The following is a 23,814-nucleotide window of genomic DNA, read 5'->3' as shown; positions in this document are numbered from 1 at the left end:
GTCGGTGACTGCGTTAGGAGACCATAGGGACGGTCGCCCATAAACGCAAGTACCAACTGCGTTAAGGTGAGTGCATGAGTGAGCGACAGGCAGCCCGGCGGCCCGGCGGGCGCAGTGCCCGGATCGGTGCGGAGGTGCACCGGGCCGTCACCGACCTGGTCAGGGAGCGCGGTTACGGCAACTTCACCGTCGGCGAGGTCGCGGCCCGCGCGGGGGTGGCCGACAGCAGCATCTACCGCCGGTGGGGCAGCCTGGAAGCCCTGCTCTCGGAGGTGGCGCTCAGCCGCCTCAACGAGCAGTCGCCGATGCCCGACACCGGGAGCCTCGAAGGCGACCTGCGCACCTACGCGGCCAACGTGGCCCGCGAGATCACCGGACCCGACGGTCTGGCGGTGGTGCGCCTGGCCGTCGCGCTGTCCGGCGACGGCGGGCCGGGGCTCCCGGCGGCTGACGGCCTCCGCGCCGAACGCATGCGGCAATTGCAGTCCATGCTCGACCGGGCGGGCGAGCGCGGGGAGCAGGCCCTCGACGCGTTCGCCGTGCTGGACCACATCATGGCCCCGATGTACATCCGCGTTCTGTTCGGCATGGTCCCGCTCACCCCGGAGTACCTCGACGGGCTGGTCGACCACCTGCTGCGCTGAAGGTCCCTTACGAAAGTAAGGAGCAGGTCCTGACGAAGGCACACCGTCAGGACCTGCTCGGATTCCTAGATTTGCGGTCATGAATGACGCGATCATCCAGGCAGTCGAAGGCTTCGTCAGCACCCCGTGGGTGTACGTCGTGCTCTTCGCCATCGCCGCACTCGACGGGTTCTTCCCCGTGGTCCCCAGCGAGACCCTGGTGATCACCCTGGGGGTCTTCGCGGCCTCCACCGGCGAACCCCAACTGCCGCTCGTGGTGCTGGTCGCCGCGCTCGGCGCCTTCACCGGGGACCATCTCTCCTACGCCATCGGCCGCAGGTCGGGCAGCAGGATCTTCGCGCGGCTCAAGCCGGGCAGCAGGACCCGGCGTGCGTACGACAGGGTGGGCGCCCTCCTCGCCGAACGCGGCGGACTGGTGCTGATCGTCGCCCGCTACATCCCCGGCGGCCGCACCGCCGCCACCCTCATCACCGGGGCCACCGGCTTCCCTCTCCGTTCCTTCACCCGTTACGACGCGATCGCCGCCTCCACCTGGGCCGTCTACTCCGCCGGCCTCGGCTACCTCGGTGGCGCCGCCTTCGAGCACGAACCGCTGCTCGGTGTGGCCCTCGGTCTCGGACTGGCGTTCTCGATCACCTTGCTGCACGAGGGTGTGCGATTCGTCCGCCGTCGGCGGGCCGCGGTACGGACCAGCCCACTCGCGGCCGGGTAGGCCCGGTGGACACACGACGGCTGTGCGGCCCGGTGGGGAGACCGGACCCCACAGCCGTCGTCACACGGCGCCCGAAGCTCAGCGCCCGAAGCTCGGTACCCGAACCTCGGCGCCCGAGCCTCAGCGCCCGATGCGGATCCGGTGCGCCTGGTCCTCGCGGTTCGCGCCGACCGCTGACTTGTCGACCACGAACGCCGAGCCGCGGGCCACCGTGATGTGGTTCGGGTTGGCGCCGGTGGCGAGAGTCTCGACGACGGTGCCCTTGCGCGGGTCGACGACCGTGACATTGCCCGCGGTGCGGTTGGCGACCAGGACGCGGCCCGAGCGCGGGTCGGCGGCGACGGACAGCGCCCCGGCGCCCGTCGGTACGGACTTGGTGACGGCTCCCTTGCGCAGGTCGACCACCGAGACGGTGCCCGCGGCCTGGTCGGCGGTGTAGGCGGTGCGGCCGTCGGCGGACAGGGCGATGGAGATCGGGCCGTCGCCGGTGGGGATCAGGCGGGGCTCCTTGGCGCGGGGAGACACCTCCACGATGCGGTCGCCGCCCAGGTCGGCCGCGTAGACGGTGCCGGTGCGCGCGTTGAGGGCGAGGCCTGTGGGCTGGGTGCCCGCGACGGTGACGCGCTTCTTCTCCTTGTAGGTACGGGAGTCGAAGGCGACCAGGGTGCCGTCGCCGAAGCCGCTGGCCCAGACCGTGTTGTGCCGCGCGTCGACCAGGATCTCGCGGGCGTGCGCCACGTTCGGCAGGGTCGCCAGGTGCTTGCCGTCGCGCTGGCTGTAGACGGCCACCGAGTTGTTACGGGTGTTGGTCGTCCAGACGGTGTTGTGCTCGTCGTCGACGGCGACCCCGTAGACCGCCTCCACGGCGCCGGTGGCCGGGTCGGTGACCGGCGGGGTGTAGGTGGCCTTCACCTTGAGGGTGCCCGGGTCGACCTTCAGCAGCGAGGACTTGGTGACCGGCGGACGGCCCACGGCGGCGGTCGCCCACAGCACGTTGTTCCGTTCCGAGTACGCCGACTGGTAGAGCCCGGCGGTCAACTGTGCGGAGGTCACGGTCGATCCGGCGGCGGGCTTCGCCGCGTGTGCGGTGGTGGTCGCGGTGAGGGCGAGGGAACTGCCCGCGGCGAGCGCGACGGCGGTGGCGGCGGTGCGGCGGAGGTGACGGGTGAGCGTGGACATACGAAGTACGTCTCCTGTGGCAGAAGTGCCTCCTGGGTGGAGGCCGACGTGGATAAACTTAGCTTAGGCTTACCTAAGTAAACATCGAAGGGGGTGTGGGCTGAGTCACAACGATCGCCGCGAGTAGGGGAGTTGACGACCCGCCCCGCCCGTACAGGCGCGTCCCCGCCCGTGCTGGCGCGTCCCCGCCCGGTCAGCCGTACCCCCGCCCGGACAACGGACGGCGCCCGCCCCGGCCGAGAAGCCGGAACGGGCGCCGCATCCACCGCAGCGGATTCGGGTCAGCTCACCTGGAGCGTCACGTCGTCCACCACGTACGAGGTCTGGAGGGACTGGTCCTCCGTACCCGTGAACTTCAGCGTCACGGTCTGCCCCGCGAACTGCGCGAGGTCGAACGTCTGCTCCGTGTAGCCGGTGTTGGCGTCCAGGTTGGAGTAGGTCTTGAGGGTCTGGCTGCCGACCTGCACGGTGAAGCGGTCGTAGACCACGTTCTCGTTCTCGTCCGTGTCGATGTGCAGGAAGAAGGCGAGCTTGTACGAGGCGCAGCCCGCCGGGATGGTCACCGACTGGGAGGCGCTGTCGGTACGGGCGGAGCCCCAGCCGTTCAGCCATGCCTTGTAGGTGCCGCCGTGCGGGGGCTGGCCCGCCTGGGTGGTGATGACTCCCGAGGTGGCCGTCCAGCCGGTGCTGCCGCTCTCGAAGCCGCCGTTGGTGACGACCTGGCGGGGCGTGCAGCCGGTGCCGCCGCCGACGGTCAGGGTGTAGGTGGTGCTGTGGGCGACCGTGCCGGTACCGGTGACGGTGAGGGTGTAGGTGCCCGGGGCGGTGCTCGCACCGACCTGGACGTTCAGCGTGGCGTTGCTGCCGGACTGCACCGAGGCCGGGCTGACGGTCGCGGTGACCCCGGCGGGGGCACCGGAGACGGTCAGGGCGACCTGCTGCGGGTTGCCGCTCACCGTGATGGTGTTGACGGTGGCGGTGGTGGAACCGCCCGGGTTGGCGCTGCCGGAGGCCGGGCTGACGCCGACCGAGAAGTCCTGGGCCGGGGTGCCGGTGCCGACCGAGGTCTTCCAGACGGCGTAGGCGACGCCGTCTGCGCTGCGGTCCAGGACGGTGGCGTTGATGTTGGCTGTGGTGTCACAGGCGCTGTGGTAGCAGGAGTCGTACGCCGAGTTGGCCGTACCGCCCCACTTCTGCGCCTGTGCCGCCGTCTTGCGGGCGCTGGCCCCTGCCGCGTAACCGGAGGTCGGGATGCCGACCGCCTGGAAGGACGCGTCGTCGCTGCGGCCCTGGCCCTCGACGTTCTCCTCGGGGGCGAGGTTCAGCGAGGTCCAGTACGCCTTGAGCGGGGCGGCGGTGGTGGAGTTGACGTTGTTGATGAAGTAGCCGGCGTTGGTCGAGCCGACCATGTCGAAGTTGTAGTAGCCCTTGATGGTCGCGCGCTGGGCGGCGGTCAGCCGGTTGACGTAGAACTCCGAGCCGTTGAGGCCCTGCTCCTCGTCGGTCCACCAGGCGAACCGGACGTGCTTGGTCATCGTCGGGTTCTTCTCGGCGAGGACGAGCGCGTTCTCCAGCAGCGTCGCCGAACCCGAGCCGTTGTCGTTGATTCCGGGCCCCGCGGAGACGCCGTCGAGGTGTGCGCCGAACATGATCGTCTGGTCGGCGGGGCCGCCCGGCCAGTCGGCGATCAGGTTGTTGGAGGGGTAGGTGCAGGTGGTGCACGCCTGCTCGGAGACCTGGAAGCCGGCCGCCGTCAGTTTGCCCTTCACATACGCCAGCGACTGGGTGTAACCGGCGCTGCCCGCACGGCGGTTGCCGCCGTTCTGGGTGGCGATGGTGTTGAGCTGGGTGAGGTGCGCGCGGATGTTGTCGACGCTGATGTTCGGCGGGTCGGTCGGGGGCACGGTGCCGCCGACGTTCAGCGCGTAGTCGACCGTGTGGGACAGCGTGGTGCCCTGGCCCTTGACGACGATCGTGGAGCTGCCGGGCGCCGCGTTCGCGGTGGCCGTAAGCGTCAGCGTCGAGGACTGGCCGGACTGCACGGTGGCCGGGTTGAACGACGCGGTGACCCCGGCGGGCAGACCGCTCGCGGACAGCGTCACCTGCTGGGCGTTGCCGGTCGTGGTGTTGGTGGTGACGGCTGTGTTCACCGCGCTGCCCTGCTGGACGGTGCCGGAGGTGGGGTTGAGCACCATCGAGAAGTCGGCGTTCTGTCCGTCGGGCACACAGGTCGGGTCACCGGGCTGCGCGGGCACGCTGATCGCGTCCCAGGCCGCCTTGGTCTTGTTGAAGAGGTTGCAGGTCGCCAGGTCCAGGTTCTTGGCCGAGGTCAGCGTCGCCGTACGGTACTTCTTGTAGCTCATGCTGCTGGTCTTGATCAGCATGCCGCCGTAGAAGATCTTTCCGGCGTTCTGGATGCCGACACCGGTCAGCGTGGACTGGTTGCAGGTGCTGGAGCTGGGCTTGCCGCCACCGGGGTTGGTGCCTTCGGCGAGCAGGTAGAACCAGTGGTTCAGCGGGCCCGCGGCGGCGTGCGTCTCGGTGCCGGGAATCGAGGAGCTGTAGCAGGCCGGGTCGTTGTTCACGGCCGGCGGGTTGTACATGTTGCGGATCGGGCCGCGCCCCTGGAGGTTGATCATCTCGCCGACGGTGTAGTCGGGGACGTCGTACGGGGACGGCTGGTTCATGTACGCCTCGGTCAGCGCACCGAAGATGTCACCCGTGCCCTCGCCGAGCCCGGATTCCTGGCCGCTGGTGCCGCCGGGGGTGTTGGAGTCGATGGCGTGCCCGTACTCGTGGGCGACGACGTCCGCGCCGGCTATCCACTCGTTGGCGCTGTTGCGGCCGATGGTGACCGAGCTGCCGTCCCAGTAGGCGTTGAGCTCGTTGAGCCCTACCTTGGCGGGGAAGGTGCGGCCCTGGCCGTTGACGCCGTTGCGGCCGAGCCACTGGCTGAGCATGTCCCACTGCTTCTGGGCGCCGAACATGAGGTCGGCACAACCGGTCTCCTTGGAGGTCGGGTTGCCGTTGCCCCAGGTGTCGGTGGACTTGGAGAAGACCGTTCCGGTGGCGTAGTCCGCGCAGCTCAGGCCGGGGCGGTTGGGGTCGCGCAGGGAGTAGGTGCCGCCCGAGTTGGTGGTGGTGATGGTGACCGGGGCCGGGCCGTTCCACTTGCTGTTCGCGGTGCCGGCGACCACGTCGTCGTAACTGTCCAGGTACTTGCCGGTCCGCGCGTCCACGAAGACATGCAGCGTGCTGGGCGCCTTGGCCTGACGGCCGTTCAGCACCGTCTCCCAGGCCAGTACTTGCTTGCCGTCCTTGATCTTCACGACCAGGCGGCTGCTGGTGACCTTGTCGGTCCTGGCCTGCTTGGTGCGCGCGAGGGCCTCGGCGCGCTTCGCGGTGACGGAGGGGGTGATCGCCACATCGATGCGGGAGGCGGAGGCCGACTGGAGCGAGCGGACATTGCCCTGGCCGTCGGCGAGGACCACCGCATCACCGCCGACGACCGGGAGGCCTCGGTATCTTCGCTCGTACGCCACCGAGTACAGATCCTTCACCCAGGGCGTGACCAGGCGTCTTTCATACGTTTGGGACGCGGCGTTGACCGCGTTGTCCATCCCGCTCCGCACGGCCTGGTCGGCTGCGGCGATCGCACGCGCCGCGGACTCGGCCTGCGGGGACGGGGCGGGTTTCGGGTCCTGCTGTGCGGCGCTCGCGGTGCCCGCGAGCGTGCTCACGAGGCCTGCGGTCAGCGCGAGCGCCGCCACGGTGGCCGTCCATCTGGTGGGCTGCAACGTCCACTCCGATCGTGGGTGGGGGTGGGAGAGACATGTGCGTCGCTGTGTGCGCATGCGTACGGGTACGACACATGTGCTTCACGTGTACGTCGCGAGTATGGGCGTGGACATGACGACTGGGGGCATCCCGGAAGGGCATACGACGGGGGTTATGGGCCCGTGTCCAGCGGGTCGGCCAAGGCTCAACTGCGGCACGCGCGTTGACAGTTCGGCGGGCGCGACCCGACCATCGGGTGCGAGCGGCTCACCGCACGCTTCGGTCGCGCGCCCGCCCGGCGCACGTCCCGGACGTGGACGTCCCGGACGGTGGACGTACCGACGTCCTCGCGGCGGAGGGACGCGCGCTCGGCACCGTACCCGCCCCGATCGTCAGCGCCCTCCACCTCAACGAGGTGGTCCTCACCGGTCCCGCGGACCTGGTGCCCGACGCCTTCCGGCCCTGACCGTGGCGGCCGTATCCACCACCGGCGCCACTGAAGCGATCCCCGGTCGGGTGCGTCACCCGGCGCACCCGACCCCTCCGTGCCCGCCCGAGCCTCAGATCCCCAGCCAGACGTACGCCGCCTCCGCCGTGAAGTCCGCGTGGCCGCCCCGGAGGAGGAGGTCCGCTGCGGCGAACGCCGGATCGTCCTCACTGCCCCGTACATACGGAACCGCCAGGCAGCGCATCCCCGCCGCGAACGCCGCCGTCACCCCGGGCGCCGCGTCCTCGAACACCGCGCAGTAGCCGGGCTCCGCCGCCAGCCGGGCCGCGGCCGCCAGGAAGACGTCCGGCGCGGGCTTGCCATGGGCGACCTCCTCCGCAGAGACGATCACCCCGCCCGCCTCCTCGCCGAGCTGCGCGTCCAGCCCCGTTCCCGCGAGCACCGCCACGATCGCCTCCCGCGAGGAACCCGAGGCCACCGCCATCGGCACCCCCTCAGTGTGCAGCCGCTCCACCAGCTTGCGCATCTCGGGGAACACCTCGGTCGAGGTGCGGGCCAGCTCCAGATAGAACCCGTTGTTCTCGGCCAGCAGCGTGTCCACATCCGTCGCGATTCCGTACTGGTCGCGCAGGGCCTGCAGCGTCTCGCGGGTCCCGATCCCGATGAAGCGGCTGTGCTCCTCCCAGCTGTGGTCCGGGAGGCCGTATCGGGCGCGGAGGCGGCGCTCGGCCTCGTAATAGTTCGGCTCACTGTCCACCAGCGTGCCGTCGAGATCGAAGATGACCGAAAGGGGGCGCGAAGTGCTCATGGGCTCAGTCTGAGACATCGGCCCGGTGGTCAGCGAGGACGCCCGTCACGGGGCTCGGCAGTCGACCCGCCGCGGGCGCCCGCCGCCTTTCCGATCGCCTCCACCAGTGGCAGCAACCGGTGCGGCACCCGCTCCCTGAGGGCCACCTCCGTCCGGGTCCTGACCACTCCAGGCAGCTGGATCAGCCGCTGGATCACGTCCTCCAGGTGGCCCGCGTCCCGCGCCACCACCCTGGTCAGCAGGTCGCCGCCGCCCGTGATCGAGAAGGCCTCCACGATCTCGGGCACCCCGGCGAGCGCGTCCCCGACCTCGACCAGATGCCCCTGGGTCACCTCGACATGGACGAATGCCAGCACCGGGTGCCCCAGCGCGGCGGGGGAGAGGGAAGGACCCGTTCCGGTGATCACCCCCTCCCGCTCCAGCCGGTCGAGCCGCGCCTGGAGGGTGCCGCGCGCGATGCCCAGGATCCGGGCGTACTCGCGCACGCTCGTGCGCGGCTGCTCGATCAGCAGCTTCAGGATGCGGGTGTCGAGTGCGTCGACCGCCATGGTCCGTTGGTCTCCTCGTGGTCCTGCCGTACCTCTGAACACTGGGCCAATGGCTCAGTCCTCGCAGAGCGAGTTGAGCCACTGTCCCACTTAATGCTTTCCTCTGCGTACTGACTGCTTGATCGCTGCTCTTGACGGCGCCGCGCAGCGGCCAGGCGAGGCGATGACGCCCTGCCCGGCCCGCGGCGCCTTTTGCATGCCCGAGCACGACGGCACGAGACCGCACGCACACGAGAACGCACGCACACGAGACCTGGCACGTACACGAACACGAAGGGGGCGGGGCCGCCGCTGTGAAGAGGATGTTCCATGCACCGGATCCTGGCCTGCTGCGTCTGCGGGTCTCCACCCGCGCCGTCCTCGGCATTGGCGGCGCGGTCGCCGTCGCCGAGCTCTGCGGGATGTCGCTGACCGCGTCCATCGTCGGCGGTCTCGCCGCGCTGCTCGCGCTCTTCACCGTCCAGGACCCGACCGTGGGGCGGCAGGCCGTCACCACGGCCCTGCTGCCCGCCGCCGGCTTCCCCGTCCTCGCCCTGGCCACCCTCCTCCATGACCACCCGCTCCCGCGTGACCTGGCCTTCCTCGCCGTGGTGCTGGCCGGGGCGTACGCCAGGCGGTGGGGGCCACGCGGACACGCGCTCGGCACCTTCGGCTTCATGATGTTCTTCGTCACCCAGTTCCTGCACGCCGTCCCCGGTCAGCTTCCGGAGCTGTACGGCGCCGTGGCGCTCGCCGTCGCCGTCGCGGCCACCGTGCGCTTCGGCCTGTGGCGCATCGAGCGGCGCACCCCGCCGCCCGCCGCCCCCGCCCCGCTCACCGGTCTCGGCTTCGCCAGGCCCACCACCCGGCAGGCCTTCCAGGTCACCGCCGCCTGCGGGTTCGCCCTCGCGATCGGTCAAGTGCTCTCGCAGGACCGCTGGTACTGGGCCGTCGGCGCCGCCTGGTGGATCTTCGTCAACACCACCTCGCGCGGCGAAACCCTGGTCCGCGGCTTCCGCCGGGTGCTGGGCACCGTCCTGGGCATCGCCGCCGGATTCCTGATCGCCATCCCGCTCGACGGGGCACCCGCGCCCACCGCGGCGCTGGTCGCCGTCTGTGTCTTCGGCATCTTCTACACGGCCGGGCCGAGCTACAGCTGGATGATGTTCTTCGTCACCGTCATGGCCGGTCTGCTGTACGGGCTGCTGGGCGTCCTGCACCCCGGGCTGCTCGTGCTGCGCGTCCAGGAGACCGCCGTCGGCGCACTCGGCGCGGCCCTCGCCGTCGCCGTGATCCTGCCGATCACCACACACTCCTCCACCGACGCCTGGATCCAGCGCGCCCTGCACTGCGTCCGCCACTGCACCACCGAGGCCGCCCGCCGACTGGCCGGGGACGAGCAGGCCGACCCCGCCCCGCGCGCCGCCGAACTCGAACTGCTCCTCGGCCGCGTCCGCCTCTCGCTGGGCCCGCTGCTGCACCCGATCAGCCCGCTGCGCGCCCGCAAGGCCCGCGCCCGCCAGGTGGCCGGACTGCTCGACGACTGCGCCCGTCTGGTCCGCGCGTTCGCCGCCGTGGCCGCCGACCCCGACGCCTCGCACGACGCCCGGCTGACGGCGGCGTGCGCCAGGGTCGAGGCGGCGGTGGAGGCGCTGGTCGCACCGGAGCGGGCGGCGGCACTCCTCCCGGTGCCGGTCGCGCTTGTCGACGTACCCGCACCGCGGCCCCACCACCCCGGCGCCGAGGCCGCACTGACGCACCTCACCGAACTCGAAAGGGCGCTCGCCGCGCTCGCCGCGCCGCTGCGCACTTCTCCGCGCTCCCCGTTGGTGCCCGCGTAACCGGGTGATCGGCGTACATCGGGGGTAAACCCGGCGGCATCATGCGGAAGAACGGCCCGGAGGCGTGGAATTCCGGGCCGTGATCCGCGTGATTCTTCGATGCCTGGGGATACGAGCAGGATGCGTAATGATCTTCAGCGAGCCGTCGGCCCCATATCCGGCCCGGGTGGCGAGCCCGCTGCGGTAACCCCGCCCACCGGCCCGCACGGGGCGGAGCCGCATGCTCACGGCGGCGGATGGTTCGACTCCGGGCGGACGGGGCCCCAGGCCGCCCCCTCCGGATCCGGCCGCGTACCCGCACAGGCGGGCCCCCGCCCCGACCCCGCCGACCAGCACGGCCGCACTCCCACTCCTCCCGGCGCCCCGACGTCGAGCCCCGAACGGCACGACCGGGCCTTCGGCACCGGGACAGCCCCCGGCGCCGGGGAAGCGGAGCCCGCGCGCTGCCCGGTCAGCCACGGCGGCAGCACCCGGCCGGGCCACTCCGGTGCGTACACCGCGCCCGTCCCCGGCGAACCGGACAACCGGGCCTACGCCCTCGCCCCCGAGGAACTGCATCGCCTCGCCGAGGACTTCATCCGCCTGCACCGCCACGAACAGCCCGCCCACGGCGACCCGGCCGCCCGCCTCGCCGCCGTGCACGCGGAGATCGACGCCACCGGCACCTACCGGCACACCCCGGGCGAACTCGCCTTCGGCGCCCGTGTCGCCTGGCGCAACAGCAACCGCTGCATCGGCCGTCTCTACTGGAACTCCCTGCGCGTCCGCGACCTCCGCCACATCAGCGACGCCGAGAGCGTCGCCCGCGAGTGCGCCGACCACCTCCGCGAGGCGGGAAACGGCGGCCGGGTCCGCCCCCTGATCACAATCTTCGCCCCGGACACCCCGGCCCGCCCGGGCCCCCGCATCTGGAACGAACAGCTGATCCGGTACGCCGGTTACACCGCGGCCGGCGGCGACATCGTCGGCGACCCCCGCAACACCGGCCTCACCGAACTCGCCATGCGCCTGGGCTGGCGCGGTGGCCCCGGCACCGCCTTCGACGTACTGCCACTGATCGTGCAGGGCAGCGACGAGAAGCCGCGGCAGTACCAACTGCCGGACGACGCGGTACTCGAAGTCCCGCTGGCGCACCCCGAGGACACCTGGGCGCAGGAGTGGGGGCTGCGCTGGCACGCGGTCCCGGCGATCTCCCACATGTGCCTTGAGATCGGGGGGATCTGCTATCCCTGCGCACCCTTCAACGGCTGGTACATGGGCACCGAGATAGGTGCCCGCAACCTCGCCGACGCGGACCGCTACAACCTCCTGGAGCCGCTCGCCCGACGCCTCGGCCTCGACACCAGCACCGACCGCTCGCTCTGGAAGGACCGCGCGCTGGTCGAACTCAACCGGGCGGTACTGCACTCCTTCGACCGCGCGGGCGTCACCATGGCAGACCACCACACCGAGTCCGAGCGCTTCCTCACCCACCTGGAGCGCGAGGAGGCCAGAGGACGTGAGGTCGCCGCCGACTGGTCGTGGATCGTGCCGCCGATGTCGAGCGCGGCGACCCCGGTCTTCCACCGGACCTACGACAACACCGAGCTCACCCCGCTGTTCACGCACCACGAGGACGCCCTGGTGCGGGCGCGGGGCGAGGGCCCGTACTGAGAGCCTGCGTCCCCACCCTGCCGGGTGCCTCCGCACGGACACCCCGATTTTGGTCTAGACCGCCCTGCTACCGTCGGCCCGGCACGCACCCGCAGGCGCGTGCCCACACCTCGAACTCGCGGAAAGAGGCTGCACGGTGAGCAGCAGCACGGCATCTCAGGCACAGCCCGCAGGACACCCCGACGGCCCGGGGGCGCGCGCCTTCATCGGCTCGTTCACCTCGGCGGGCGGTCGTGGCGTCATCGCCGCGGCCGTGGACCCGGCGACCGGCGCCCTCACGGTGCTCGACGCGACCGATGCCGTGCCCGACCCCTCGTACCTGGCGCTCGCCGCCGACGGCCGGACCGTGTACGCGGTGAGCGAGCGTGAGGAGGGCGCGGTCGCGGCCTTCGACCTGCGGCTCGCCAAGCTGGGGGAGCCGGTGCCGGTCGGCGGAGGCTCGCCCACCCACCTCGCGCTCGCCGACGGACACCTGCTCGCCGCGAACTACGGCTCCGGCAGCGTCACCGTGCTCCCGCTGCACGACGACGGAACCCCGGGCGAGGCGTCCTGCGTCCTGCACCACCTGGGCAGCGGCCCGGACGTGTCCCGGCAGGAGGGGCCGCACGCCCACCAGGTGCTGCCCGACCCTTCCGGGAGCCGGGTGCTGAGCGTGGACCTCGGCACCGACTCGGTCCGCGTCTGTACGCTCAACACCGCCACCGGAACCCTGGCGGTGACCTCGGAGGTCGCCCTGCGGCCCGGCAGCGGCCCCCGCCACCTGGCCTTCCACCCGGAGGGCTCGTACGCCTACGTGGTGAACGAGCTGACCCCCACCGTCACGGTCTGCCGCTGGGAAACCGCCACCGGCACGCTCACGCCCCTCTCGGAGGTCCCGCTGGTCCCGGAGGGCACCGAGGGCCCCAGCTACGCCTCCGAGGCCGTCGTCGCCCGCGACGGAAGCTTCCTGTGGGTCGCCAACCGGGGCCACGACAGCATCTCCGTGCTCGGCCTCTCCGACGGCGGCGCACGCGCCGAGCTGCGCACCACGGTGCCCTGCGGCGGGCACTGGCCGCGCGACCTGGCCATCGACCCGGCGGGCCGTCATCTGTACGCGGCCAACGAGCGCTCCGGGGACGTCACCTGGTTCGACATCGACCCCGGGAGCGGTATTCCGCAGCGGGGCGGGTCGGTGGAGGCCCCGGCGGCGTCCTGCGTGATCTTCGGCTGATTCCGGGCTTGCGCACGGGGGAACCTCGCGCACGGGGAACCTCACGCATGGGGAAGGGCCCGCATCCGGCTGTCCGGTGCGGGCCCTTCCCCATGCGTGCGTGAGGCGTGCGTGAACCTCGGTCAGTGGACCGGGGCCCCCTGCGGCTGCGGCGTGATGCCCAGCGCGGTCGTGTACTGCGAGAGCACCAGCTTGCCGATCGCCGGGTAGGCGCCGAGCGGCTCGGCGAACGCGCAGCCTGCCTCCTTGGCGGCCGTCTCCAGCAGGTCGGCGGCGACCTCCGGGCCGATCAGGTACGGCGCGAGCGCCAGGTTGGCCGAACCGGAACCGCGCAGCTGCTCGGCGATGGAGGCGATCGAGCCCTCCTCGTCCAGCGCCGCCGCCATCACCGGTACGGCGAGGCGCGCGGCCAGCAGCATGCCGGTGATGCCGGCCGCCTGGACGGCTTCCTCGCCACCGACGGTGGCCAGCACGATGCCGTCGGCCGCGGTGGCGACCGTGAACAGCCGGGCGCGGTCGGCGCGCGACAGACCGGCCTCGGAGAGGCGTACGTGCAGCGCCTCGGCGAGCAGCGGGTGCGGTCCGAGTACGTCGGTCAGCTCGGCGGCGGCGTGGCTGTCCACCAGTGCCTGCCGTATCCGGCGCATCGTCGCGGCCTCGGGACCGGCGAGCAGCGGCACCACGACGGCGACGGGGCCCTCGGGCTTCGCCACCTCGCGGCCGGCCGCCAGGGCCAGCTCGTAGCGGGCGGTGCGCTCGGCGGCGGCGTGCGCGAGCACGGCGTCCAGCGTCGGGTACTCGCTCCGGTCGTCGCCGTCCAGGTAGCCGATCCGGGCGTCGAGGCCCGGCAGCTCGGAGCGGGCGATGCTCAGGAGTTCTTCCGCCAGGCTTCGCGTGGCGGTGGTCGGCTCGCCGGGAACGGCGAGAACGAGCGCGGGTGCGCCCTCGGGAGCGGCCACGGGCTCCGGACGACGGTGGCGTCCGGGCTGGCGTGGGCGCGGCATTCGTACAGGCAGGCCGGAAGCGGGCCCAGTGGGGGAGCTCATGGCGCCGCATGCTACTGGCTTAACGGGTGCGGGCGTTCGGGGAGGGTGTATTCGAGCGGTATCTGTCCCGATTTATCCAGTGAATGACGGTGAATGCGCGGCAATTCAACGGGTTTGATGTCCGTATACATCCAACATGCGTGGATCGTACGGAAATGATGGCTCGTCGTGCGCCAACTGTGCGGCGATCAACAGCGCCCCGTCGAGTGGATCCCCGGCCGCCGGAACCAGCCGGGCCCGCGGCACTTGTACGGAAATCTCCGTGCGCAGCGGTTCCAGCAGTACGTCCCCGAGTTTCAACAGCCCACCGGTGAGCGCCACCTCGCCGCCCTCCGCCGGACACACCGCCGCCGTTGTCCCCGCGATGTGCCGCGCCGCCTCCCGCAGGATTCCCGCCGCCACCGGATCCTCCGCCGCGCAGCGGGCCACCTCGGGAGCGAACGAGGCCAGCACCGCGGCCCGGTCGCTGCGTGGATAGAGCTGTCCGGGCACCCCGGCCGCGGGCCCGAACGCCTTCTCCAGCCGCGCGAGCAACGCGGCACTCCCGCCGTCCCGCCCGTCGAAGGCCCGCATCGCCGCCTCCAGGCCGGCCCGCCCGATCCAGGCCCCACCGCCGCAGTCGCCCAGCAAGTACCCCCAGCCGTCGGCCCGCCGCCACCGCACCAGATCGGTGCCGACGCCGATCAGCCCGGTACCGGCGGCGACCACCGCCCCCGCCCGCAGCCCCAGCGCACCCGCGTACGCGGTCACCGCGTCGGCGGCCAGCGCGACCCGCCGCACACCCCACTCCCGTACCAGCAGTCCGGGCAGCCGCGCCCGCAACTCGTCGCCCAGGGTGGCCATCCCGGCCGCCCCGACGCATACGGCGGCAAAGCCGTCACCGCCCACCCGGGCCAGCAACTCCCGTGCGGCGGGCGCCAGTTGCTCCATCAGGTGCCCGGCCTCGATCCCGCCGGGGCCGGTGCGCACCGGCGTACCGGACACCACGGGCGCGGTCAGCGGCCCGGCACGGTCGGCGTCCCCGGCGCGATCAGCGCCCCCGGCACGGTCCGTGTCCCCGACGCGCGCCAGCGCGAAGCGGACGCCGGACCCTCCGGAGTCGACCCCCAGTACGTACCCCGTGTCCTTCACCTACGGCAACTGCCAGTCCACCGGGGCCGCTCCCTGCCCCGCCAGCAGCTCATTGGTCCGGCTGAACGGCCGCGACCCGAAGAACCCGCGGTCCGCCGACATCGGCGAGGGATGCACCGACTCCACGCACGGCACATCGCCGAGCAGCGGCTTCAGCCTGCGGGCGTCACTGCCCCAGAGCACCGCCACCAGCGGCTTGCCGCGCGCCACCAGCGCCCGGATCGCCTGCTCGGTGACCTGCTCCCAGCCCTTGCCCCGGTGGGCGCCGGGCTTGCGAGGTGCGGTGGTGAGCGCCCTGTTGAGCAGCAGCACCCCCTGCCGGGTCCACGGGGTGAGGTCCCCGTCCGAAGGGCGCGGGTGGCCGAGGTCGGCGTGCATCTCCCGGTAGATGTTGTCCAGGCTGCCGGGCACTGGGCGGACGTCCGGTGCCACCGAGAAGCTCAGCCCCACCGCGTGCCCCGGCGTCGGATACGGGTCCTGGCCCATGATCAGGACCCGTACCTCGTCGAACGGCTGCTGGAACGCCCGCAGTACGTTGGCGCCCGCCGGCAAGTAGGTGCGCCCCGCGGCGACTTCCGCCCGCAGGAAGTCGCCCATCGCGGCGATCTGTCCGGCCACGGGTTCCAGTGCGTCCGCCCAGCCGGGCTCGACGCTCTCTTTCAACGGTCTTGCTGTCACAGGGCGTCACTCTACTGGGCCGGTCCGACAATCAGCCGATCACCGCCGCCCGCACACAGAGCACGTCCGGCAGATGCGAGGCGACCTGCCGCCAGCTGTCCCCGTCGTCGTCGCTCGCGAAGACCTCCCCGTTGCGGTTGCCGAAGTAGACGCCCGCCGGGTCGTTGTCGTCCGTGCACATGCCGTCGCGCAGCACCGTCCCGAAGTGCTCCTCCTGCGGCAGGCCGGCCGTCAGCGGCTCCCAGCTCTTGCCGGCGTCCGAGGTCCGGTAGACGCGACACCTGCGGTCCGCGGGCACCCGGTCGGAGTCCGCCGTGATCGGGAAGACGTACGCCGTGTCCCCCCGGTGCGGATGCGCGGCCACCGCGAAGCCGAACGTGGACGGCAGCCCCGCGCCGATGTCCGTCCAGTTGGCCCCCGCGTCGTCGCTGCGGTAGACGCCCCAGTGGTTCTGCAGATACAGCCGGTCGGGATCGGCGGCATCCTGCGAGATCTTGTGCACGCACTGGCCGAACTCCGGGTCGGGGTCCGGCAGGAAGACCGCGGACACTCCCTTGTTCGACGGCGCCCAGCTCTCCCCGCCGTCCCGCGACCGGAACACCCCGGCCGTCGACACCGCCACCGTCACCGCGTCCGCGTCCCGCGGATCGGTCACCACGGTGTGCACCGCCTCACCGCCCCCGCCGGGCACCCACTGCGAACGCGTCGGATGCTCCCACAGCGGACGCACCAGCGCGAAGGTCTCCCCCCGGTCCGCCGAGCGGTACAGCGCCGCAGGCTCGGTCCCCGCGTACACCACCCCCGGTGCGGCGGGCCCCGCCGGATGCAGCTGCCACACCCGCTCCAGTGAAGTGCCGGTGTCCTTCGGGAACTTGACGGAGGGCTGCGAGGGCTCCGTCCAGGTCGCCCCCAGGTCGTCGGAGTGGAACACCGAAGGGCCCCAGTGCGCACTGTCCCCGCCCACCAGCAGCCGGGGGGTGTCCGCGCTGCGGTCGATCCCCACCGCGTACACCGCCTGCGCGTTGAAATGCGGTCCGTCGAACTCCCACTCCCCGCCACCGCGCCTGCGGCCGAGGAAGAGTCCCTTGCGTGTGCCTACAGCGAGCAGAACGTCGGACATGGCCGACACCTCCCAGACTTCGTTGTCTCCAGGTATCGGCCAGTCTGCACCCCACCACTGACAACGGCCCCGGGGAGCGGCATCCGCCCAGGTCGTGGCGGTAAGCCGGGAATGCTGGGACAGTGCGGGGCAGGGGGCGCGGCGGGTTGCGCGGCCGGTTGTGCGCCAACTCCTTGACAGCCCCCGCACCCGTGTCAAACCATCCAGTCGGTACGCCCTGAACGGCCCCTCGACGAAGAGAGTCAGCCATGACGTCACCCACGATGGAGCAGGTCATCGCCGCGGCGGCGGGCCCGATGCCGCCCGGCGCATCCGTCCCGACGCCCCCGGCCTTCGGCACCGTCGAGGAGGAAAGGCAGTACCGCAAGGAGCAACTGGCCGCCGGATTCCGGCTGTTCGCCAAATTCGGCTTCTCGGAGGGCGTGGCCGGACACATCACCGTCCGCGACCCCGAGCACCCCGACCGCTTCTGGGTGAACCCCTTCGGCATGGCCTTCAGCCTGATCAAGGCCTCCGACCTGATCCTGGTCGACCACGAGGGCACGCTGCTGCACGGCAACCGCCCGGTCAACCGCGCCGCCTTCGTCATCCACGCCGCCGTCCATCAGGCCCGGCCGGACGCCGTCGCCGCCGCGCACTCGCACTCCCTGCACGGCAAGGCCTTCTCCAGCCTCGGCATCCCGCTGGACCCGATCACCCAGGACGCCTGCGCCTTCTTCGAGGACCACGGCCTCTACGCCGACTACCAGGGTGTGGTCAGCGACGCCGAGGAGGGCAAGCGGATCGCCAGGGCTCTCGGCCCGTACAAGGCGGCCATCCTCCAGAACCACGGCCTGCTGACCGTCGGCTCCACCGTCGCGGAGGCCGTCTGGTGGTTCATCACCATGGAGCGCTCCTGCCAGGCCCAGCTCCTCGCGATGGCCGCGGGCACCCCCAGGCTGATCGACCGCGAGACCGCCCTGATCACCCGGGGGCAGCTCGGCGGCTCCTTCGCGGGCTGGTTCCAGGCGCAGCCGCTGATGGACCAGATCCACGCCTCCGACCCCGACCTGTTCGGCTGAGGGGCCGGTGGACGGGCCGGACGGACAACTCCCATGGGAATAGCCGGCGTTCTGCTTCCCTTCGCACTCGGCATCATCATGCTCGGCCTCGGACTCAGCCTCACCCCGGCCGACTTCCGCCGCGTACTCGCCCACCCCAAGGTCACCGTCGTCGCCCTGGTCTGCCAGGTGCTGCTGCTCCCGGCCCTCTGCTTCGGCCTGGTGATCGCCTTCGGACTGACCCCGGTACTCGCCGTCGGCATGATGCTGCTCGTCGCCTCGCCCGGTGGCACGACAGCCAATCTCTTCAGCCATCTCTACGGCGGTGACGTCGCCCTCAACGTGACGCTCACCGCGGTCAATTCGGTGATCTCCGTCGTCACCCTGCCGTTGGTCTTCAACCTCTCGGCGGCGTACTTCTTCCCCGCGGGCTCCGCGAACGCCGAGCTCGGGCTGCAATTCGGCAAGACCCTCCAGGTGTTCGCGATCGTGCTGATCCCGGTGGCCATCGGGATGTACGTCCGGGCCCGCTCGGCGGCGTTCGCCGACCGGACGGACCGGCCGGTGCGGATCTTCTCCGTCGCCGTACTGGCACTGATCATCGTCGGCGCCCTCATCCAGGAGCGCGAGAACCTCGGCGAGTACCTCGGCTCCACCGGACCGGTCTCCGTCGCCCTGCTGGTGATCAGCCTGGGCATCGGCTACTGGATACCCCGCCTGCTGAAGGTCGACCGGGGTCAGGCGATCGCCTGCTGCATGGAGATCGGCCTGCACAACACCACCCTGGCCATCACCATCGCCATGGGCATTCTGCACAACACCGAAATGGCCATCCCCGGTGCGTTGTACGGGGTGTTGATGTACTTCGCCGCCGCCGGGGCAGGATGGCTGCTGCGCCGGAGTACCGCGCACACCGCGACCAGCACACCCACCAGGAGCGAACAGACATGACCCATCTGGCCGGCCGGGGCATCGCCGACATCACCGGGGAGGCCGCCGAGTGCGGAATGCTCGGCTACGGCAAGGCCGGCCAGCAGACCACCGGCATCCACACCCGCCTGCGCGCCCGCGCCTTCGCCCTCGCCGAAGGCACGGCCGCCGGTGACCGCCGGCTGCTCCTGGTGGTCTGCGACCTCCCGCTGGTCTCCGGCGGTCTGGTCCAGGAGGTCGTACGACGGCTGCCCGACGGCTGGACCGAATCCAATGTGATGATCACCGCCACCCACACCCACTGCGGCCCGGGCGGCTACTTCCACCACGCCCTCTACAACAGCAACACCGGCGGCTTCCGCCCCAAAACGTACTCCGCCATCGTCGACGGCATCACCCAGGCCGCGCGCGCCGCCCTCGACGACCTCGCCCCCGCCGAACTCTCCCTCGCGCACGGCGAGTTGCACGACACCAGCGCCAACCGCTCGCGCCGCGCCTTCGACCGCAACCCCGCACACGACCGCGCCCACTTCCCCGACGCCATCGATCCGCACACCACCCTGCTGCGCATCGCCCGGGAAGGCCAACTGGCAGGTGCGGTGCACTGGTTCCCCGTGCACAACACCAGCATGACCAACACCAACACCCTGATCAGCAGCGACAACAAGGGGTACGCCGCCTACAAGTGGGAGCGGCTGGAGGCGGGCGCCGACTATCTGGCCCCGGAACCCCAGGAGCTGATCACCGCGTTCGCCCAGACCAACGCCGGCGACATGTCCCCGAACCTCAACCTCCGCCCCGGCAGCGGTCCCACCGAGAACGAGTACGACAACACCCGCATCACCGGCACCCGCCAGCACCGGTCCGCCACCGACCTCCTCGGCCGGGCCACCGCCCTCACCGGCCCCCTCGACCACCGGATCACCCACCTCGACCTCTCCCGCACCGAGGTCGGCCCCGACTTCACCGGCGACGGCCGCGCCCACCGCACCGGCTCCCCGGTGGGCGGCGCGGCGGCGCTCGCCGGTGCCTGGGCCGACGGCAGGGGCTTCGCCGGATTCCGCGAGGGCCGCAACCCGCTCTGGGACGCCGTCTCCCGGCGGGTGATCTACGCCCTCTCACCCTCCCTGCGCGACGCCCACGCCCCCAAGGCGCTGGTCCTGCCCGCGGGCCCGCTCAACCGGCTGCGCCCGATGATCCAGGAGCGCGTCCCCGTCCAGCTGCTGCGCATCGGCCGCCTCTACCTGATCGGCATCCCCGGCGAGGTCACCATCGTCGCGGGCCTGCGGCTGCGCCGTACCGTCGCCGGAGTCGTCGGCGCCGACCTCGACGACGTACTCGTCGCGAGCTACAGCAACGGCTACTTCCACTACGTCACCACCCCCGAGGAGTACGACGCCCAGGAGTACGAGGGCGGCTCCACCCTCTTCGGCCGCTGGCAGCTCCCCGCGCTCTGCCAGACGGCGGCCTCCCTCGCCACCGCGATGCGCGACGGCCGCCCCGTCCACCGGGGCACCCCGGAACCGCTGCCCCCGGCCCGCCCGTACAAGCGCGTCCCGCCCCCGGACGCACCCCACCCGGGCCGCGCCTTCGGCGACGTACTCTCCTTCGCCCGCATCGGCGACCGGGTCACCGCCACCTTCGTCGCCGCCCACCCGAACAACGACCTCCGCAGGGGCGGCAGTTACCTCACCGTGGAACACCTCCAGGAGGACGCCGCCTCCTGGACCCGCATCGCCGACGACGGCGACTGGTCGACCACCTTCCGCTGGGCGCGCTCCAGCCGCACCACCTCCACCGCCACCCTCACCTGGACCGTTCCCGCGGGCTCGCCTCCCGGCAGCTACCGCCTGCGGTACGACGGCGACACCCCGGCCGGCACCTTCACCGGAGCCACCGAGCCCTTCGACGTACGGTGAAGGGCCCGGTGACCGGCGTCGGCGTGGTGTCGCTCGCGGCACCGTCCCGTCAGACCGCCCAGCCGTACTGGTCCGGCACCGCCATCTCACCGCCGAGCTCCCGCGCGGCGCGCTGCGCCCACGACGGGTCGCGGAGCAGCTCACGGCCGAGGAGGACGGCGTCCGCCTCCCCGTTGGCCACGATCTTCTCCGCCTGGGCGGCCTCGGTGATCAGGCCCACCGCGGCCACCGGAAGCGAGGTCTCCGCCTTCACCCGCGCCGCGAACGGCACCTGGTAGCCGGGGCCGACCGGGATGCGGGCACCCGCCGCGTTTCCGCCGGTCGACACGTCCAGCAGGTCCACCCCGTGCTCCTGGAGCAGTGCGGCGAACCGCACCGTGTCGTCGCCGCTCCAGCCGCCCTCGTCCAGCCAGTCGGTGGCCGAGATCCGGAAGAACAGCGGCAGCTCCTGCGGCCATACCTCGCGCACGGCGTCCACCACTTCGAGCGCGAACCGCGTGCGGTTGTCGAAGGACCCGCCGTACTCGTCGCTGCGCCGGTTGGAGTGCGGGGAGAGGAACTCACCGATCAGATAGCCGTGCGCCCCGTGGATCTCCGCCACCTGGAATCCCGCGTCCAGGGCCCGCCGCGCCGCAGCCGCGAACTCCCCGACGATCTCCTTGATCTCTTCCACGGTCAGCTCGTCCGGCACCGGGTGCCCGTCCTGGAAGGCCAGCGGGCTCGGGCCCACCGGCTGCCACCCGTCGTTGTCCGGACCCACCGGGCCACGGGTCAGCCAGGGCCGGTCGGTGGACGCCTTGCGACCCGCGTGGGCGAGCTGGATGCCGGGGACGGTGCCCCGCGAGGTCAGGAACTCGGTGATCCGGCGGAACGCCGCCACCTGGGTGTCGTTCCACAGGCCGAGGTCCCAGGGGCTGATGCGCCCCCGGGGCGTCACCGCCGTCGCCTCGACCAGGACCAGCCCCGTTCCGCCGGTCGCCCGGGCGGCGTAGTGGGCGAAGTGCCAGTCGTGCGGCACCCCGGCCCGGGCACCCGTGGCGTCGGCGCTGTACTGGCACATCGGGGCCATCCAGATCCGGTTCGGGAAGGTCAGCTCGCGGAGGGTGAAGGGCTGGAAGAGGCTGCTCACGGGGAACTCCGTTCGGGGAAGGGCCGATTGCTGGTCGTACGATAACCATCGTAGTACGACGTCTGTCAAACTACGAAGAGTCTCGTACAATGCTTCCGAGGGTGTCGCCCCGTGCGTGCCCTCCGGCCATGTGCCACCCCGTACCGCCCCCGATCCACCAGATCCCGTACGCCGAGGAAGAGGGAGTCCGTCATGGCCACCGTCACCGCCGCCGCAGCCGGCAGCCGTGAGCTCGCGCATCCCGCGCGCACCGAGATCCGTCTCGAAGGCGTGCTGCACGCCCTCTCCGACCCGATGCGGATGCACATCGTCCGCGACCTCTCGGCGGCGGCGACCGAACTGGCCTGCTCCTCCTTCGAGCTGCCGGTCTCCAAGTCGACCACCACCCACCACTTCCGCGTCCTGCGCGAGAGCGGTGTCATCCGCCAGGCCTACCGGGGCACCGCGAAGATGAGCGGACTGCGCCTCGACGATCTGGAGGAGCTCTTCCCCGGGCTGCTGGCGGCGGTGCTGGAAGCGGCCGAGCGGCAGGCCGCGCGCGACTGAGGCCGGGCGCGACCGGAAGCCTGTGGGGGGCTGGGACCCGCGCACGGCCGAAGCCCATGCGGTGCGACTCCCGCCCCGCCGCCCCCGGGCTCCCGGCCCTCAGGCCCAGTTCTGCGCCGCCGCCCCCAACAGCCCCGCCCAGTCCGCGATCTTCACCGACCGCCGGCCCAATGAGCTGCCCAGCGCCGCCTCCGCCGCCTCGATCGCCAGCCATCCCGGCCACTCGACCGGGCGCAGCCCCGATTCACGCAGTACGTCCAGGGGGTCGGCGGCCACCTCGCGCCGGGACAGCGCGTCCGCGTCGGCGAGCAGCGAGAGGGCGGTCTCCTTGGCGCACGGCCGGTTGGTGCCGATCACTCCCGTGGGGCCCCGCTTGATCCATCCGGCGACGTACTCCCCGAGCGACGGCAGGCCCTCCCGCAGCACCCGGCCCGCCGTGTGCGGCACCGTCCCGCGCGCCGGATCGAACGGCAGGCCGGGCAGCGGCATCCCCCGGTAGCCGACCGACCGCAGCACCAACTGCGCCTCGATGTCCTCGTACGTCCCGGTCCCGCGCACCCCGCCCGCGCCGGCCGGCACCGTCCGCTCGAACCGTACGGCGGCCACCCGGCCCGCGTCGGCGAGGAGTTCGACGGGGCGGAGATGGAAGCGCAGGTGCAGCGTCCGCTTGCGTGACGGCACGGGGGCGGCGGCCCAGCCGCGCAGCACCTCCACATTGCGGCGCAGCGCGGTGGGCAGGGCGGAGGGGTCCAGAAAGGCTGGATCCAGGGAGAGTTCGGCCGGGTCCACCGACACCGACGCCTGTGGAAGCCCGCCGAGTTCGCGCAGCTCCTTGGTGGTGAACTTCGCCTGCGAGGGACCGCGCCGCCCCACCATGTGCACCTCGCGCACCGTGGACCCCGACAGCAGATCGAGGGCGGGCTGCGGTACGTCGGTGGGCAGCAACTCACCGGCTGCGCGGGCCAGTATCCGGGCCACGTCCACGGCCACATTGCCCACCCCGATCACCACCGCGGAGCGCACCCCCAGGGCGAACCCGCCGGGATCGGCGTCCGGATGCGCGCTGTACCAGGAGACGAACTCGGTGGCGGAGAAGCTGCCGGGGAGGTCCTCGCCCGGGATGCCGAGGCGGCGGTCGGTGGCCGCGCCGACGCAGTACACCACCGCGTGGTAGAGGTCGAGGAGCCGCCGGGCGGGCAGTTCGGGAGTGGCCGCCGCGATGTTGCCGACGAAGGTGACCCGCTCGTGCTCCAGCACCGTACGCAGCGTGCCTTGCAGGGACTTGATCTTCTCGTGGTCGGGGGCGACGCCGTAACGCACCAGCCCGTAGGGGCACGGCAGCCGGTCGAGCACATGCACCCGGACGTCGGGAACGGCGGTCTGCTGGACAAGGGCCTGGGCGGTGTAGACCCCACTGGGGCCCGACCCGACGACGGCGACGCGAAGCACGAAAAGCTCCCTCCCGCAGGTCGCTCC

General features: G+C 71.8%; 20 protein-coding genes. 10 read left to right on the top strand and 10 right to left on the bottom strand.

The features are described from left to right. Positions 1-74 precede the first annotated feature (74 nt). Together ACIA73_RS18505 and ACIA73_RS18500 are read left to right on the top strand one after the other, a co-directional pair. On the top strand, positions 75-644 hold the full coding sequence (locus ACIA73_RS18505) for a TetR/AcrR family transcriptional regulator (RefSeq protein WP_399439607.1): 570 nt from the start codon (positions 75-77) through the stop codon (positions 642-644). Positions 645-723: 79 nt separating this feature from the next. After that, a complete protein-coding gene (locus ACIA73_RS18500) occupies positions 724-1,356 on the top strand; it encodes a DedA family protein (protein ID WP_399439606.1) in 633 nt (210 codons plus the stop codon). Positions 1,357-1,476: 120 nt separating this feature from the next. Here the strand turns inward: ACIA73_RS18500 and ACIA73_RS18495 are convergent, their stop codons facing one another. Further along, complete coding sequence (locus ACIA73_RS18495) at positions 1,477-2,535, bottom strand: YncE family protein (RefSeq protein WP_399439605.1); 1,059 nt, start codon at positions 2,533-2,535, stop codon at positions 1,477-1,479. 281 nt (positions 2,536-2,816) lie between these two features. Next, the gene (locus ACIA73_RS18490; RefSeq protein WP_399439604.1) at positions 2,817-6,332 is read right to left on the bottom strand and encodes a M28 family peptidase; all 3,516 of its coding nucleotides are present in this window, start codon (positions 6,330-6,332) and stop codon (positions 2,817-2,819) included. Positions 6,333-6,625: 293 nt separating this feature from the next. Here ACIA73_RS18490 and ACIA73_RS18485 point away from each other — a divergent pair, with 293 nt between their 5' ends. Then, on the top strand, positions 6,626-6,778 hold the full coding sequence (locus tag ACIA73_RS18485; RefSeq protein WP_399439603.1) for a hypothetical protein: 153 nt from the start codon (positions 6,626-6,628) through the stop codon (positions 6,776-6,778). 94 nt (positions 6,779-6,872) lie between these two features. Here the strand turns inward: ACIA73_RS18485 and ACIA73_RS18480 are convergent, their stop codons facing one another. Further along, positions 6,873-7,568 carry an HAD family hydrolase gene (locus tag ACIA73_RS18480; protein ID WP_399439602.1) on the bottom strand — a complete coding sequence of 232 codons (696 nt, stop codon included), beginning with the start codon at positions 7,566-7,568 and terminating at the stop codon, positions 6,873-6,875. Positions 7,569-7,597: 29 nt separating this feature from the next. Beyond that, on the bottom strand, positions 7,598-8,116 hold the full coding sequence (locus tag ACIA73_RS18475; protein WP_399439601.1) for an Lrp/AsnC family transcriptional regulator: 519 nt from the start codon (positions 8,114-8,116) through the stop codon (positions 7,598-7,600). Positions 8,117-8,418: 302 nt separating this feature from the next. Between ACIA73_RS18475 and ACIA73_RS18470 the strand changes: the two genes are divergently transcribed. From ACIA73_RS18470 to ACIA73_RS18460, 3 genes are all read left to right on the top strand, one after another. Next, a complete protein-coding gene (locus ACIA73_RS18470) occupies positions 8,419-9,936 on the top strand; it encodes an FUSC family protein (protein WP_399439600.1) in 1,518 nt (505 codons plus the stop codon). Positions 9,937-10,488: 552 nt separating this feature from the next. Continuing rightward, on the top strand, positions 10,489-11,589 hold the full coding sequence (locus tag ACIA73_RS18465) for a nitric oxide synthase oxygenase (RefSeq protein WP_399439798.1): 1,101 nt from the start codon (positions 10,489-10,491) through the stop codon (positions 11,587-11,589). 136 nt (positions 11,590-11,725) lie between these two features. Next, a complete protein-coding gene (locus ACIA73_RS18460) occupies positions 11,726-12,799 on the top strand; it encodes a lactonase family protein (protein ID WP_399439599.1) in 1,074 nt (357 codons plus the stop codon). A gap of 122 nt (positions 12,800-12,921) precedes the next feature. Here the strand turns inward: ACIA73_RS18460 and ACIA73_RS18455 are convergent, their stop codons facing one another. From ACIA73_RS18455 to ACIA73_RS18440, 4 genes are all read right to left on the bottom strand, one after another. Next, on the bottom strand, positions 12,922-13,845 hold the full coding sequence (locus ACIA73_RS18455; RefSeq protein ID WP_399439598.1) for a sirohydrochlorin chelatase: 924 nt from the start codon (positions 13,843-13,845) through the stop codon (positions 12,922-12,924). Positions 13,846-13,950: 105 nt separating this feature from the next. Next, positions 13,951-14,976 (bottom strand): N-acetylglucosamine kinase, encoded by a 1,026-nt coding sequence (locus ACIA73_RS18450; protein WP_399439597.1) that lies wholly within the window; start codon positions 14,974-14,976, stop codon positions 13,951-13,953. After that, complete coding sequence (locus tag ACIA73_RS18445; RefSeq protein ID WP_399439596.1) at positions 14,977-15,654, bottom strand: uracil-DNA glycosylase; 678 nt, start codon at positions 15,652-15,654, stop codon at positions 14,977-14,979. Between the two features lie 31 nt (positions 15,655-15,685). Beyond that, entirely contained in the window at positions 15,686-16,774 is a 1,089-nt protein-coding gene (locus ACIA73_RS18440; RefSeq protein ID WP_399439595.1) for a WD40/YVTN/BNR-like repeat-containing protein, read from the bottom strand. A 296-nt stretch (positions 16,775-17,070) separates the two neighbouring features. Here ACIA73_RS18440 and ACIA73_RS18435 point away from each other — a divergent pair, with 296 nt between their 5' ends. The 3 genes from ACIA73_RS18435 to ACIA73_RS18425 are packed head-to-tail and all read left to right on the top strand — an operon-like array spanning position 17,071 to position 20,663. Continuing rightward, entirely contained in the window at positions 17,071-17,835 is a 765-nt protein-coding gene (locus ACIA73_RS18435; RefSeq protein WP_399439797.1) for a class II aldolase/adducin family protein, read from the top strand. Between the two features lie 33 nt (positions 17,836-17,868). Continuing rightward, positions 17,869-18,765, top strand: a complete 897-nt coding sequence (locus ACIA73_RS18430; protein ID WP_399439594.1) for a bile acid:sodium symporter family protein — start codon at positions 17,869-17,871, stop codon at positions 18,763-18,765. Then, positions 18,762-20,663 (top strand): neutral/alkaline non-lysosomal ceramidase N-terminal domain-containing protein, encoded by a 1,902-nt coding sequence (locus tag ACIA73_RS18425; RefSeq protein WP_399439593.1) that lies wholly within the window; start codon positions 18,762-18,764, stop codon positions 20,661-20,663. Before ACIA73_RS18430 ends, ACIA73_RS18425 begins: the two co-directional genes overlap by 4 nt. Positions 20,664-20,712: 49 nt before the next feature. Here ACIA73_RS18425 and ACIA73_RS18420 read toward each other — a convergent pair whose 3' ends face one another. Beyond that, positions 20,713-21,792 (bottom strand): NADH:flavin oxidoreductase/NADH oxidase, encoded by a 1,080-nt coding sequence (locus ACIA73_RS18420; protein ID WP_399439592.1) that lies wholly within the window; start codon positions 21,790-21,792, stop codon positions 20,713-20,715. Positions 21,793-21,984: 192 nt separating this feature from the next. On the opposite strand from ACIA73_RS18420, the gene ACIA73_RS18415 reads away from it, so the two are divergent. Continuing rightward, positions 21,985-22,338, top strand: a complete 354-nt coding sequence (locus ACIA73_RS18415; protein ID WP_399439591.1) for an ArsR/SmtB family transcription factor — start codon at positions 21,985-21,987, stop codon at positions 22,336-22,338. Positions 22,339-22,437: 99 nt separating this feature from the next. Here the strand turns inward: ACIA73_RS18415 and ACIA73_RS18410 are convergent, their stop codons facing one another. Next, the gene (locus ACIA73_RS18410; RefSeq protein ID WP_399439590.1) at positions 22,438-23,787 is read right to left on the bottom strand and encodes an FAD-dependent oxidoreductase; all 1,350 of its coding nucleotides are present in this window, start codon (positions 23,785-23,787) and stop codon (positions 22,438-22,440) included. Positions 23,788-23,814 lie beyond the last annotated feature (27 nt).

The organism is Streptomyces sp. NPDC051561 (genome assembly GCF_044454195.1).
Taxonomy (GTDB): domain Bacteria; phylum Actinomycetota; class Actinomycetes; order Streptomycetales; family Streptomycetaceae; genus Streptomyces.
The sequence above is the reverse complement of the archived record's forward strand: the minus strand, read 5'-3'. Positions and strand labels throughout refer to the sequence as shown.